Genomic DNA, 13,766 nt, shown 5'->3' with positions numbered 1-13,766 from the left:
CTGAGTTTTGAGTTAAAAGACCCATTTAATTCACTCACTCAGGACTCACCAGGATACTTATTGAATACTGCAACTGAGTTCTTGCGATCGAAGGAAAGCACAGAAAACGGGTCTTTTCGATTCCCCATTTCCATCCCAGGAGTGCCTACAGGCATTTGCGGAACAGATAAACCAACAACATTTGGCTTTTCTTGAAGCAGACGTTTGATGTCGCCTGCGGGGACGTGTCCTTCGATAACATATCCATTAACAATTGCTGTATGGCAAGATGACAAGTTATCCGGCACGTTGTACTTTTGTTTGACTGTTTCGATGTCAGGCGTAGAAAAATCTGTGATTTTAAAACCCTGTGTCTTTAAGTGCTCAATCCACCCGCCACAACAGTTACAATCGGGACTGTGATATACAGTGGCATTTAGCACTGTTGATTTTGATGGTGTCTGTTGCTGCTGGATGTGCCTAGTGCTACTTATCAGTTGAGCATTATCTGAAACAGAAGTTGAAAAAACAGCTTGAGCATGACTCATAGGAGCAGTGCTTCCCAAGATGCTTAACACTCCTAATGTTAGAACCACTATTTGCACAGTGGCAGGCATCAAGATGGGAAGTAACCATTTTTGCCAGCAATAAATCAATTGTTTGTGCGACATCTGATACTTCCTTACAACATTCCTTCCAAAACACTCTGCGCTTACTTTGCGCCTCTGCAAGTTTAAAAAGACTACGATTTTACATAAAAGAGATATGAGTAAAATTAAATATGTGTTACCCATAACCCTTGTAGAAACATAGCAGTGCTACGTATCTACATTCATTTTTGCTCGTATCTCTAAAACTGTACTATATCCTATAAAGCAAAAGCGATTCCTTATTAGTCATCATATTTTCATGAAAACAAATGGAGCGATGTCTACGACGGGCTACGCCTACGCTTTTCTTGAGGCGATCGTCCCATGATTGATATTTGATATTTTGGTGGCTAGTCACTTCAAATACTGTTCGGTTAAGAGACGCGATGAATCGCCGTCTCTACAATAATCAGTCTACAAGTCTGAAATAATTCGTAATTCAATTGTTAATTACGAATTACGAATTATTTATTACTTAAAGACGTGATGGTGTCAAAAAACTAATTGTTTGTGGCTTGAAACTCGATACACTATCCCAATAATTAACCTGGCTAATATTCACCTTCAGTAAAGCAATGTCAGGTTCGTCTAGTCCTTTAGGAAACCAGGTTTGAAGTTCCGGCTTCCATAGCTCTCGCATCTTGTTGCGGTCTTTTACAAGTTGTGCTGTACCTGAGATAGAAACGTATCGCTGCTGTTCGGGTGATGAGAAACTAATATTGACCTGCTCATGGTGTTCAATTTCAGTCACCTTATGGGAACCAGCATAAGTAAAAAACCAGAGTATACTATCAGAATTTATCTCACCACTCTTTGACATTGGGTAACTATGCAAGCTGCCATCATCATCGACTGTGGTAAACATACCATAATCAATATCTTTGATTAGCTCATGCAGTTTTTTAATCTGTTGATCGCGGTCTGTAGAAGTTGCCATTGTTTGTACTTTTTTCTCTATTTATCTATTTCTTATCTGGGCTGTAATTTTGATTACAACCAGATTTAATGCTGACAAAGTTATTTGTCAGTATTAACCTTTTTAGTTTCAATTGCGTGAGCCTAAAGGTGTAATTATAATAAAAATAGCTTTTTTAGTTATATCTATAGAGATATTGGTTGAGAGTGACTTTACATTTGCGATCGCCACTCATGACTTGTTATTTGCGTATTAAAGTATTAAAATTTACGCAGCAAAGTATTCTTACTCTAAGATGTTAAATTTATACCCTCTGAATGAGCCTCTTCAACCCATAGCAGGAGTATCGCTTTCTATTCAGCGTCTACTATAAACAACTAGGAAATAAAATTGCAGGATATCTGCCTTTTAAATTATGGACTGGAAGTACAGGTGGAAAAATGGTTATCGACCAAGCCGAGATGAAGCAGCAAAAAATCCTCATTTGTTAGATGAGAGTCAGTTCGAGAACGAACAAGACCGAAAGCTTGCTGAAGAAACTACAAGGAAGCATTTGGGCGTACCTGCACCAACTTTAGATGAAGATGAATCGATACTACCTCATGCAGCTTCACCTAACGGCAAAGTTTAATCCTAAGACATAGGTATTTTTTGCTTATGTCTGCTCCATACCATTATCAAGTTTAACAAAATGCAGATTTCTCAACTTTTCAGTCGATTAAACAATAAAAAATTTACTAAGTTACTCACTCAGATAGTAGCTTTAGGCTTAGGCAGTATTGTTTTATTTTCAACTACTAATGCTAATGCTGCCGAGCAAGTTGTTTTAAAGTATGGTACTTTTCAGGGGCAAATATCGGTTGAAGAATTAAGTCAGTTTACAGAAACTGGCAAAACTACTCCAACATTAAGAGCTTATTTACAGGCGGCGCAACAAGATCCCGCAGTAGCTCGTAAGGCACTGAAAGCACCAATAAAAGCTGATGCTGCATTTTTAAATAGCTTACTGGCTAGTTGGGCTGGGCCAATCTTAGTTAACCAAATTGGTGAGGTAGTTCACCCACCAGCAGGACAACTAGATCAGCAGGCATTGCGAAGCGCTTTAAGTACATCTATTCAACAAAATGGTGAAGTTACACTACTTGGAGCTATTCAGAATTATCCAAATACTTCTGTTGAACTTGAAGGAGATCGTCTCATCTCTGTTTATGAACGCCTTAGTAGTCTCGCAGAACTCTTATAATAATGATTACTTACAGACAATAAATTTGTACTGAGATGATTTGTTTAGTGTCTCAAGAGTGAGAAATTTTAGTCACTATTAGGAGCAAGTTAATACTGAAGAGTCTATCTTAGGGTTCATACTCTGTTAATTAAAAATTCCCTAACCTAAATGTAGAGTTTAGTCTAAGAATAGGAAAAGGATTTTTATGACAACCGATGTTTCTAGAGATACTAACAAAAATGTGAATGGGTCACTGATAACAGGTATTCTCTTGAGTATTTTAGGGGTTATTGCGATCGCAGCGCCTAACTTCACTACCATATTCGCCGAAACCTGGATTGCAGCGATTTTGATTTTCGCCGGATTTACAAAACTAGTTTATGCCACTCAAACCCGTGAACGAGGAGGTTTTCTTTGGAAACTTCTTTTGAGCGGGCTTTATATTGCCACCGGCATCATGCTGTTTGTTTACCCTTATACGGGTGTTTTGACACTGACTCTGTTACTTGGCACATTTTTGTTGACTGAAGGCACATTCGAGTTAATTCTGGCATTCAAGTTGCGTCCACAAGAAAACTGGACGTGGGTATTAGCTAATGGCATTATTACCCTTGTGTTAGGTGCAATGATTTGGTTCCAGTGGCCCTTCAATGCGCCTTGGCTAATTGGGACATTAGTTGGTGTCAGCATTATTTTTAGCGGCATTTCACGCGTGATGCTGGCGTTGAATGGGCGTTCTACCTTAAGTGGAGAACTACCTTAAATAGAGAATAGACGATAGGGAAAGGTTTTCTAAATGCCTAATCCCCAATCCTCAATACCAAAAAAGTTTACTAGACATTGCAGCGCAGCAGCGATGCCTACAGCTAGCTATGCCTACGCCAACAAAATTGCTAAATTAACAAAGGAAATCAAAATCAAGGCCAGCTAGCTGCAATTAACAATGGTATCTATTGCTACTCCCTTCTCGGATATTCAAAACCATTGGGCACGCTCATTTATTACAGCCTTAGCCCAACGCGGTATTGTCAGTGGGTTGCCTAATGGCACTTATCGCCCCGATAATTCACTTACCCGTGCTGAATTTGCCGCAATTATTGCCAACGCATTTGGGACAGTTTCCAAGAAGCGGCAGTATGTTCCCTTTGTTGATGTACCCACGAATTATTGGGCAGCAGCAGCCATCAAAACAGCTTACGAAAAAGCATTTATTAGCGGGTTTCCTGATAAAACTTTCCGTTTTGCTAATCGAATTACTAGAGTAGAAGTCTTAGTTTCTTTGGTAGCAGGCTTAGAAATTGCTACCAAGATAAAACCTGACCTTCTCTCAAAACTCTCACAAATTTATCAGGATTCTGTTCAGATTCCTGAGTATGGTAGAAATCACGTAGCTATCGCCACCAGCGCTGGATTGGTGGTTAGTTTTCCAAATATTAAATTACTCAATCCTAATCTCGCAGCCACTCGTGCAGATGTGGCAGTGATTATTTATCAAGCTTTGGTGTATTTAGGTCAGGCAGAAAAAATTGCCTCTAGTTACCTAGTACAGCCGCCAATATTAACGCCAACACCAACACCAACACCGACTCCAACTCCAATACCAACTCCAACACCGACACCAACTCCAATACCAATTCCAACTCCAACACCGACACCTATAGGTAGCGTTAGGGTAAATCATAGTCGGGAATTCCGGGGAGCATGGGTAGTATCTGTGTGGAATGGTGATTGGCCTTCCAAACCGGGACTTACTGTTGCTCAACAAAAAACAGAACTTACCGAGATTATTACTAAATTACAAGCGCTAAACTTCAATGCTCTGATTTTCCAGGTGCGACCAGAGGGAGACGCTTTGTATGAATCTCAATTAGAGCCTTGGAGTGCTTGGATTACAGGAACTCAAGGGAAAGCACCAGAACCATTTTACGATCCTTTAGCGTTTGCGATCGCAGAATGTCATAAGCGCAATATTGAACTTCATGCTTGGTTTAACCCTTACCGTGCTAGCACTTCCACCGACCCAGCTAAAACAGTCCGTCCTCACATTGCAGCTACCAATCCAGAAAGCGTTTATTTGTGGAAAACACAACGCTGGATGGACCCAGGACTAAAAATAGTTCAGGACAGGGCGTATAACGTAATTCTTGATGTAGTGAAGCGCTACGATGTTGATGGCATTCACTTAGATGATTATTTCTATCCATATCCCATTGAGGGACAGTCTTTCCCCGATGATAAAACCTACGCTGCATATAAAGCAGCTGGTGGTACACTCAGCCTTGGCGACTGGCGACGAGACAATGTTAACAAAATGGTACAGCGGCTTTGGCAAGGAATTAAAACAACCAAAACCGACGTTAAATTTGGTATTAGTCCCTTTGGAATTTATCGCCCCGGCCAACCCGCTGGTATTACTGGGTTAGATGCTTACAACGTACTCTATGCTGACTCAAAGAAATGGTTAGAAGAAGGCTGGATTGATTATATCGCTCCTCAACTTTACTGGCGCACAGACCAACCACAACAAAGTTATTCAGCGTTGCTAAAGTGGTGGACACAAGTAAACACAAAACAAAGACACGTTTACGCTGGCAACAATCTGACAGAACCAAGCAACAAGAGTCGGGAGAGTGATGAGATTGAAAAGCAGGTGATAGTTAGTCGTAGTCAAGCTACACAGTTATCACTGGGGAATATATTCTTTAATCTCAGTGTTTTGACAGAAAATAGTCAGGGCATTGCTGATAAATTTCAAAGTCTGCTTTATAACAAACCCGCGCTACCGCCAACTTTGCCTTGGCAGGATACAACACCACCATCTCCACCCATTGGATTACAAGTCAATAACCGCAAACTGAGTTGGCAGCCTGGAGATAATCAGCCAGTTCGTTCCTGGACACTTTATCGGCTGAGTGGCGATACTTGGACAATTCAGCGAATTTTGTCTGCTGGCACAACCTTCGCTACCGTCCAACAAGCGGGAAGCTATGCCGTGTGTGCAGTGGATAGATTAGCCAACGAGAGTGCGGGAACAGTTATTACAGTTAGTTGAACAACAGTGCTGCCCAGACTACCCACAACTTTTATGGATACAACTGACGAATAGGAGTCTGACTCTTCAAGATAAAACCAGTCCGATAATAATAGCGTAACTGCGGAATTAAAACCATCATCACCCGCTCAAACACTTATACTGGAAATTTTTTGAATAATTAACTCTTATAAGTAAAAATCATTTTTTAACCTTTTCATAACTTAAGATTAACCAAAATTTATCCGGTATCAGCTCTAGACTTTCTGAAGTAAGCATTGTACAAAAAAGCTAGTTAGTACAGGATGTAAATTACATGAGTCGAAAAGCCAGCAAAGTGTTGAAACAGTCTGGGGTAATTCCTTACAGAGTGAACAATGGTAAAGTTGAAATCTTGCTAATTACAACCCGTGACTTTCAACACTGGGTCATTCCCAAAGGAGATATTCCTAATGGCATGAGTCCACCTGATTCCGCAGCCAAAGAAGCGTGGGAAGAAGCAGGGATAATTGGGCAAGTAGATGCAAATGAACTGGGAACTTACAAGTACCGCAAACAAGGCAAAATTTACTGCGTCAAGATGTATTTACTATCAGTCGATATGCTGAGTGAAGATTATCCAGAAGCAACTAAAAGAAAACGGCAGTGGGTAGAAGTCAATAAAGCTATTAGGCGGGTTAAGTTTAATTCACTCAAACGAATCCTTAAAGGTTTTTTCCAGGTCGAATCTCAATTTTGTTCATTACGATGTTAAGTAGTGGGCAGAAAAAATTAAACTATATTATACAATACAAAACTAATAAAAGGTTTGTAGACAAAGCTCCAAACCTTACTATAAACCTTTGTTTATTCACGCCTGCTTACTTAAATCCATAATAAAGCTACCCAAGTTTTTATACCAACAATTCCATCAGCCTGCAATTTCTTAGATGTTTGAAAACTAACAATTGCATTCTTAACTGACTCAGAAAAACGCCCATCAATGGCATCAGTATATAATCCAATATCTTTTAATTGTTGTTGTAATTGTTTTACTCTTAGTCCAGAATCTCCTAGCTGCAATCCATTAAATCTATTCAAATCGGCTCGACCACTAACACCAGTTACACCAGATATATCACCTTCATATTGATGGATTAAGTATTGTCCCTGCCAAGCACCAGGAATAGTTGGGTTCCTAGTTCCGTAGTGGGCAATCCATAACGGATAACTAGCAAAATCAGATGGATTACCAAGTTCTTCTTTCCAGAAATTGGGGTAAGTATAAATAATCGGTTTGATTGGTTTTTTTGTTTGTTGTAAAAGGGCTTTTTCCACCTCTGCTAACCACTGTTTGGCGGCATTAATTACTGCTTGGCTATTTACTTTATCAGTTACCTCTACATCTATGACTGGTGGTAAGTCTCCCGGTTCTAATTTGCCCAATGTTTTTAAGAATTCCTTTGCTTGCTGAACCGGGTCAGATGTATGAGGGTGAAAAAAATGATAAGCACCCCGAATCAGACCAACAGCTTTCATGGTTTGCCAGTGATGAGCAAAAGCAGAATCTTTAATGCTTACTCCTTCTGTGGCTTTAACAAACGCAAAAGTTTTACCAGAGTTTTTTACTGCTGTCCAATCTACTCTGCCGTCTTGATCGGCAACATCAATTCCTTCCATAGAATTTTTTAACCTTTTTGATTAGTACAATCTTGAACTTATCAGAGGCTTTGATTAAATTTATGCTTTTTCTGGGTATTTGAGTAAATTACAGAAATTTACTAGGGTTGAGTGTTAACGGCTCGTACTGGAGTCACTCTAACTTTGCCTGTACAAGGCTTGATTTGTTCTGTAAGGGTAAAGCGATCGTAAGCATTAGGAGGTGTGATTTGAATTTTACTAGACATTGGACAGTTTTGATCTGGGGAACTAATGTGGTTGTATGCTATCTGAAATGAGGCTTGTTTCCCAGGAGCTAGAGTTACTTGTTGACGAGGTTGCTTACTCGAAAAGTAAGTATCCTGGGAGTGAATAACTTTAATCCCCTGCAAAGGTCGATCTTTTGCATCCAGTAGTGCCAATCCCGGATAACCGTTGAGGGTGCAAGGGAATGAACCGTTATTGGTGAAGGCGTAGGTAAGTGCAACATTCCCAACGCCAGCATCTTCAGAGACTCGGCGCACTGACAATTGACTAGTTTCACAGCGCCTCGGATTGGTGGCAATAGTAGCTTCAGGGGTAGAATGCTCTATAGGTTTTGCAGTCGGTGTAAGTGTTGAGTTCAACACAGCTTCTTTCGTCGGCTGTTCGGTGCTTGCTGGCAAAGCTTGTGACTGTTTTGTAACAGAGGAAGAACCGACACAGCCAGTTGTCATCGCAGTTAGGAGCAACAACATACTGCTTTCCACAATTAGAATTCGCATATCTTCTTTTTTTGTAGTGAACTACTTACACTGATGCTTCATATACAGTATAAGTTTCCAAATTTACAAGGGTTAGCATTGCTGTGTATACACCATCTTTAGTTTAGGTATGAGTGATGCCATTGAAGTTCAGGGCAGTACCTTTATCTGTTGTCTGCACATATATGTTAATTAATGCGGGAGGTAAATAATGGTCTGGGAAATTACTGCTGAGGAGTTGCTGGAGCGCTATGCTGATGGGGAACGTAACTTTGCTGGAATCAAATTGGCTGATTATGGACTCTATGGATTTCGCCGCTCCAAACATAGTGGACTCGATCTCGATGGTGTGGTTTTGCGAGATATCAACCTGCGAGGGGCTGATTTGCGTAATGTCTATCTGATTGGAGCCGATTTGACTGGAGCCGATTTGGGTGGTATTTTCTTGGAAAGTTGTTGTTTGGAAGGAGCAATTATCCGCGATGCTAATTTGTTTGCTGCTAATGTGACGCACAGTTCCTTCGATAAAGCCGACTTGCGGGGCAGCATTTTGAGTCAAATGAACGCCACATTTGGTCATTTCTGGGAAGTTCAAATGCGAAGTCTCGAAGATGCTATTCTCATCGAAGCTGATTTCAGAGGCGCTCATACCGATGACGGCTTGATTTGCCGAGGCATGAATTTGATTTGGAACACCACTATGCCCAGTGGAACTGTCATTCGCGGTCCCCAGTGGGGGAATGGTCGTGATAACAGATGATAAAAATTCCTCATCTTTTGCCGCAAAAATAATTGGGAATGTCAGCTTGAATTTACCTGGCATCCTGGTAAGGATTTCCTTATCGTGGGTTTGGTCTTACATCCACTCCTTTAGCGAACTCTCCCATCCCACAGGCTAAATATTCAACCGAATTAAATATTATCTGTTGCCTCAATCAAAGCACTGCAAATTCCTGGCTCACTCATCGAATGCCCAGCATCAGGAACCACTATAAATTCTGCTTCTGGCCAAGCTCGATGTAATTCCCAAGCTGATATCATTGGGCAGACTACATCATAGCGTCCCTGAACAATTACAGCCGGAATATGGCGGATGCGATCTACATTTAAGAGTAATTGATCTTCTGTTTCCAAAAATCCCTTATTCATAAAGTAATGGCATTCAATGCGTGCGAAAGCTGAAGCAAATTCACTCTCGCCAAACTTTTGCATCAGTTCTGGATCTAAGAATAGTCTACTGGTACTACCTTCCCAAATTGACCAAGCACGCGCTGCTGTTAATTGAATTTCTAAATCTGGATTGGTCAAGCGTTTGTAATATGCTGCGATTAAATCATCACGTTCATCTACGGGAATTGGTTTGAGATATTCTTCCCAAGCATCAGGAAAAATATAGCTAGCACCCTCTTGGTAGAACCAGCGCAACTCTTTTTGCCTCAGCATGAAGATCCCACGCAGAATTAATCCCGTGCATCGAGAGGGATGGGTTTGACTGTAGGCTAATGATAAAGTGCTACCCCAACTACCACCGAAGACCGCCCACTTTTCTATACCTAAATGTTGGCGCAGTTTTTCGATATCACTGACTAAATCCCAAGTGGTGTTTTCTCGTAATTCAGCATGGGGAGTACTTTGACCACAACCGCGCTGGTCAAACATCACTAACCGCCATTTTTCTGGGTAGAAATATTGCCGATAAAAAGCTGGACATCCACCACCAGGGCCCCCATGCAGCAAAACGATGGGTTGACCTTGGGGGTTTCCTGACTCTTCAAAATGGATAGTATGAAGGTCGGAAACTTGTAAGCTACCTTCTAAGTAAGGCTCGATCGCTGGGTAAAGTTCTCGCATTTTGCATATTTTATCAGTAATAGTCTGTCAAATTCATTTTGACGGTTAGAAAGACGCGATAAATCGCCATCTTTACAAGAAATTATCCGTCAATTAGTTATGCTAACCACAGTCATTACACCCCACCCCCAACCCCTCCCCGCAAGCGGGGAGGGGAGACAAAGCGTAGCTTTGGCGGGGTGGGGTTCTTTGGTTTAATAAGCAATCAAGCGGACATGATATCATTTAAAAATTGCTTCAGTGACATTCTCGACTGAGTACCAAGCGGCCATCAGCAAGTCGATAAAGCCCTTGTGGTTCAACTATTGCATCGCCTTTTTTCCAAACCTGCGATGTTGGTTGAACATTACGCACTTCACCAGTTGAATAGCTTGAAATTAATCCATCCCCCGGACTATTACGTAAAGCACCAGAACCTGTAATGAAGAATGTACCCTTTTGTTTGGAACTGCGCGAAACGCAACTATTGGCGATGAGTGCATTAGTGTCGATGACATTTGGAAATGCACCAGTGAAGCTGTTTTGAATAGAAGTGGTATCGGGTGCGTTAATATTTGTTATACCTGAAACGCCTAATTGAGAACTTGCAGTAATGTCGCTTTTTTCGGTTGGTTTTGTCCGCGACTCGATACCGAAGATCCCTTGTGAGTTGATTTGAACTTTTCCACCGGAACCAGTGTATGCATTAGCGCTGATATCGCTGTTTTCTTCGGGGATGGCGACGATGAATTTAGAGTTGATATTGATGTTACCGCCATTGCCACCAGCTTGGCTTCTACCTGCGGTAGTTGAGATTAAACCGCGATCGCGCAACAATAATAAATCAGCGATATCGAGGTTGATGTCACCGCCATTACCTGCATTTGTCAAAGAAGCGATCGCACTGCCTTTTCCAATAATTTCCAGAAAATTAGCCTTAATTCTAATATTTCCAGCGTCACCCGTACCGAGGCTGCCGGAGACAATTTCAGCATCATCACGCACAATCAGGCGATTGGTAGTAATATCTATATCGCCACCTTTACCATTAGCCCCTTCGTCAACTGATGATAGTAAGCCAGTTGCAGAACCAGTCAGGATAATGTTATCAGCTTTTACCGTTAAATTCCCCGCGTTTCCATTTCCCTGAGTTCCCGATGATATTTGGGATTCTTCTTGTACATTTAATAGTTGAGTTTTGATGCTGATATTGCCTGCGTTACCCTTCGCTTCACTGTCAACCTGAGTTCTGACACCGCTACTTGCACGTAAATCAATTTGACTGGCATTAATCCCAATATTTCCCGCATTACCTTGACCAAATGTAGAGGCAGAAATTTGTCCGTTATTGCTGAGGTTTAAGCGTCTTGTTGTAACATCAATGCTGCCACCAGAACCAATACCTCCAGTTTGCAATTCTGCAAATAAACCCGATCCTGCAAATGAGCCATCTAGTAGTTCTCCACCAACCCCAGTAATATCAATAGAATCAGTGGCACGAACCACCAAATTACCCCCTTGTCCTTTACCCCCTATTAAAACTGAGGCTGATATATTTCCACCATTACTCAACCGCAACCGTTCCGTGTCAATAGTTATCGTGCCACCCCGCACATCTGCATTACTTCTCAACACATCCGAGGATAAGTTACTTCTATAAAAACTACCCCCGAAGCGAGACAGAATTTCTTGTGTTAGAGGGTCAGACAAAATCTCTTCTGCATCAGCTTGATCTAGTCTAGCCAAAAACTGTTCTTTAGGTACCAAAACAAACCCATCGAATTCTACATCTTTGGCGCGGATGGTAATATTCCCAGCATTACCACTACTTTCAGTGGATGTGGTGTCTATATGTCCTCCTTGACTGACAGTGACTCGCGGTGTTTCAATCGTTACATTACCTCCATTTCCTGAGCCAGAAAATGTACTGCTTGATACATAGCTAGAGAAACCGCTAATCTCTACGTATTCACTAGCTTTAATAAAAATGTTAGCTGCATTTGCACTGCTAAAAGTATCTGTACTGACATAACCCCCATCTTTGAGATTGAGTCGCTGGGTTTCAATAGTAATATCCCCTGCTGTTGCTTGAGTTTTACTTCCGCTTGGTGTAACAATAGCTGTAGATATCTGGCTTTGAGTTACCTCAACCGCATTCCGAGCCTGAATGGAAATAGAACCGACATTTCCACCACCAGATGTAAGTGCTGTCACTCCCCCTGTTGGGAAATTATTTTGGACTCGGAAAGTACCCGTTTCAATCCGCAGATTACCTGTTGAACCTGAACCAAAGCTTCCGAGTCCTAAAGAAGCTTGGTTAGTGATATTGACAGCATCTGTAGCTCGCACTGTCAAGTTTCCTGCATTACCTGCACCTCCAGATACAACAGAGGTAAAGCCACCATTGATGTTAACCGACTCAGTAGCATTTAAAGTGAGGTTCCCTCCATTGCTTTTACCAAGACTAGATGTAGAGATAATACCGCTATTTTGTCCATCTCCATCTCCGGTAATTGTGATTTTTCCGGCATTGATAGTAACATCACCACCCGCACCTGTAGCAGAAGCGCTACTAGCAGATAAAATCTGACTACTGTTAGCGACAGTTACTGCATCGCTGGCTTGAATTTGAATATCACCACCCTTGGCTGCACCAGAAGTACCGCTTTGAATTCCAGAGTTGTTATCCAAACTAAGTTGATTTGCATTAACACTAATCGAGCCACCATTGCTACCGAAAAGAATGCCACCGTTTAGCCCAATTTTTCCGCCAAATAGTTCAATTGCACTATTGCCACTTGCAACGATGAAGCTACCATTCGTTAAGCTGATGGGTGCGCGTCCGACATTTTCTGCGAAGTTAAAACCCAACGAGGAGTTATTAACATTCAGCCCAACAGTTGTATCTCCACCGACTGCGCCCAATTTCAGTTGTCCATTTTGAGTAAACAAAAAACTACCATCTAAGGCGATTTCACCACCCATAAGCGCTAAGGTGCTACCAGAGCCAACATTCAAACCACTAATAATATTTCCCCGTGAATCCCGAATCAATGCTTGGCTAGTAATACTTCCAGGTTGCGAACCAAACTGCAAGCCAACAGGTACATTGATAGCTAATAACGGCGGTGCTTGGGGATTTGTGGCGCTAAATTCTATCCCATTAGGAAAGACTAAACTATTTGCTGTTGTTCCCAAAAAAGAACCTTGTATATCTAAACTGGCATTTTTCCCAAACACAATGCCATTTGGATTTAGCAAAAACAAATTTGCATCACCTAATACACCCAATCTTCCGAAAATATTTGATGAGTTACCGCCAGTAACGCGAGAAAAGATATTTGTTATCCCGTCTGGATTGGCGAAATAAACGCCTCGACCAACACCGACGTTAAAATCTTGAAAGCTGTGAAATAGGTTGGTGCCACGAGCCGCACCACCATTGATAATGTCATTTTTTTGATCGAAAGGTATGACTTGCGATCGCTCTTTTCCCAGGCTGTTATCGGGAGTTAACTGAGCAAAAGCAGGATGAATAAAAACTGCAATACCTGCCACACATCCCAGCCATCCCGTGACAGCAAACCGCCAAATTTTCACCATAACTTCTGCGTCTTTATTTGGTAATAATTGCCTATCTTGTGATGGATGGATTTTAAAGGTCATTTTTCGGTATCAATTAAGAAAATTTTGGACAATTATCCCTTCTTTCGGGTAATACTTAGCTGGCTATCGAAGACCTTTAAGCCTCCTA

12 protein-coding genes are annotated in these 13,766 nt (G+C 41.5%); 6 read left to right on the top strand and 6 right to left on the bottom strand.

The genetic code is table 11. The features are described from left to right. Positions 1-38: 38 nt before the first annotated feature. Entirely contained in the window at positions 39-650 is a 612-nt protein-coding gene (locus V7K53_RS04100; RefSeq protein ID WP_335196368.1) for a DUF411 domain-containing protein, read from the bottom strand. A gap of 454 nt (positions 651-1,104) precedes the next feature. After that, entirely contained in the window at positions 1,105-1,566 is a 462-nt protein-coding gene (locus V7K53_RS04095; protein WP_335196367.1) for a pyridoxamine 5'-phosphate oxidase family protein, read from the bottom strand. Between the two features lie 394 nt (positions 1,567-1,960). Between V7K53_RS04095 and V7K53_RS04090 the strand changes: the two genes are divergently transcribed. The 5 genes from V7K53_RS04090 to V7K53_RS04070 all read left to right on the top strand — a co-directional run bounded on the left by V7K53_RS04090 (position 1,961) and on the right by V7K53_RS04070 (position 6,555). Next, the gene (locus V7K53_RS04090; RefSeq protein ID WP_335196366.1) at positions 1,961-2,176 is read left to right on the top strand and encodes a bromodomain-containing protein; all 216 of its coding nucleotides are present in this window, start codon (positions 1,961-1,963) and stop codon (positions 2,174-2,176) included. A 60-nt stretch (positions 2,177-2,236) separates the two neighbouring features. Beyond that, complete coding sequence (locus V7K53_RS04085; RefSeq protein WP_335196365.1) at positions 2,237-2,788, top strand: alpha/beta hydrolase; 552 nt, start codon at positions 2,237-2,239, stop codon at positions 2,786-2,788. A 187-nt stretch (positions 2,789-2,975) separates the two neighbouring features. After that, positions 2,976-3,533, top strand: a complete 558-nt coding sequence (locus V7K53_RS04080; RefSeq protein WP_335196364.1) for an HdeD family acid-resistance protein — start codon at positions 2,976-2,978, stop codon at positions 3,531-3,533. A gap of 180 nt (positions 3,534-3,713) precedes the next feature. Then, positions 3,714-5,822: a glycoside hydrolase family 10 protein gene (locus V7K53_RS04075; protein ID WP_335196363.1), complete on the top strand. Its 2,109-nt coding sequence runs from the start codon at positions 3,714-3,716 to the stop codon at positions 5,820-5,822. Between the two features lie 295 nt (positions 5,823-6,117). After that, a complete protein-coding gene (locus tag V7K53_RS04070) occupies positions 6,118-6,555 on the top strand; it encodes an NUDIX hydrolase (RefSeq protein ID WP_335196362.1) in 438 nt (145 codons plus the stop codon). Between the two features lie 110 nt (positions 6,556-6,665). Here V7K53_RS04070 and V7K53_RS04065 read toward each other — a convergent pair whose 3' ends face one another. Both V7K53_RS04065 and V7K53_RS04060 read right to left on the bottom strand, forming a co-directional pair. Continuing rightward, complete coding sequence (locus V7K53_RS04065; protein WP_335196361.1) at positions 6,666-7,460, bottom strand: GH25 family lysozyme; 795 nt, start codon at positions 7,458-7,460, stop codon at positions 6,666-6,668. A gap of 101 nt (positions 7,461-7,561) precedes the next feature. Beyond that, a complete protein-coding gene (locus V7K53_RS04060) occupies positions 7,562-8,203 on the bottom strand; it encodes a DUF4232 domain-containing protein (RefSeq protein WP_335196360.1) in 642 nt (213 codons plus the stop codon). Between the two features lie 190 nt (positions 8,204-8,393). On the opposite strand from V7K53_RS04060, the gene V7K53_RS04055 reads away from it, so the two are divergent. Then, a complete protein-coding gene (locus tag V7K53_RS04055; RefSeq protein ID WP_335196359.1) occupies positions 8,394-8,942 on the top strand; it encodes a pentapeptide repeat-containing protein in 549 nt (182 codons plus the stop codon). A gap of 152 nt (positions 8,943-9,094) precedes the next feature. Here V7K53_RS04055 and pip read toward each other — a convergent pair whose 3' ends face one another. Further along, positions 9,095-10,033: a prolyl aminopeptidase gene (pip, locus tag V7K53_RS04050; RefSeq protein ID WP_335196358.1), complete on the bottom strand. Its 939-nt coding sequence runs from the start codon at positions 10,031-10,033 to the stop codon at positions 9,095-9,097. 237 nt (positions 10,034-10,270) lie between these two features. Continuing rightward, entirely contained in the window at positions 10,271-13,678 is a 3,408-nt protein-coding gene (locus tag V7K53_RS04045) for a two-partner secretion domain-containing protein (protein ID WP_335196357.1), read from the bottom strand. Positions 13,679-13,766 lie beyond the last annotated feature (88 nt).

This window comes from Nostoc sp. (assembly GCF_036917355.1).
In the GTDB taxonomy this organism is placed as follows: Bacteria; Cyanobacteriota; Cyanobacteriia; order Cyanobacteriales; family Nostocaceae; genus Nostoc.
This window is presented reverse-complemented; position numbering and strand designations above follow the sequence as displayed.

Excerpts from the sequence above, each read along its gene's own strand:
- V7K53_RS04080 (WP_335196364.1), top strand. The coding sequence starts at position 2,976 with ATGACAACCGATGTTTCTAGAGATACTAACAAAAATGTGAATGGGTCA.
- V7K53_RS04075 (WP_335196363.1), top strand. The coding sequence starts at position 3,714 with ATGGTATCTATTGCTACTCCCTTCTCGGATATTCAAAACCATTGGGCA.
- V7K53_RS04060 (WP_335196360.1), bottom strand. The coding sequence starts at position 8,203 with ATGCGAATTCTAATTGTGGAAAGCAGTATGTTGTTGCTCCTAACTGCG.
- V7K53_RS04100 (WP_335196368.1), bottom strand. The coding sequence starts at position 650 with ATGTCGCACAAACAATTGATTTATTGCTGGCAAAAATGGTTACTTCCC.
- V7K53_RS04090 (WP_335196366.1), top strand. The coding sequence starts at position 1,961 with ATGGACTGGAAGTACAGGTGGAAAAATGGTTATCGACCAAGCCGAGAT.
- V7K53_RS04045 (WP_335196357.1), bottom strand. The coding sequence starts at position 13,678 with ATGACCTTTAAAATCCATCCATCACAAGATAGGCAATTATTACCAAAT.
- V7K53_RS04055 (WP_335196359.1), top strand. The coding sequence starts at position 8,394 with ATGGTCTGGGAAATTACTGCTGAGGAGTTGCTGGAGCGCTATGCTGAT.
- pip (WP_335196358.1), bottom strand. The coding sequence starts at position 10,033 with ATGCGAGAACTTTACCCAGCGATCGAGCCTTACTTAGAAGGTAGCTTA.
- V7K53_RS04085 (WP_335196365.1), top strand. The coding sequence starts at position 2,237 with ATGCAGATTTCTCAACTTTTCAGTCGATTAAACAATAAAAAATTTACT.
- V7K53_RS04065 (WP_335196361.1), bottom strand. The coding sequence starts at position 7,460 with ATGGAAGGAATTGATGTTGCCGATCAAGACGGCAGAGTAGATTGGACA.
- V7K53_RS04095 (WP_335196367.1), bottom strand. The coding sequence starts at position 1,566 with ATGGCAACTTCTACAGACCGCGATCAACAGATTAAAAAACTGCATGAG.
- V7K53_RS04070 (WP_335196362.1), top strand. The coding sequence starts at position 6,118 with ATGAGTCGAAAAGCCAGCAAAGTGTTGAAACAGTCTGGGGTAATTCCT.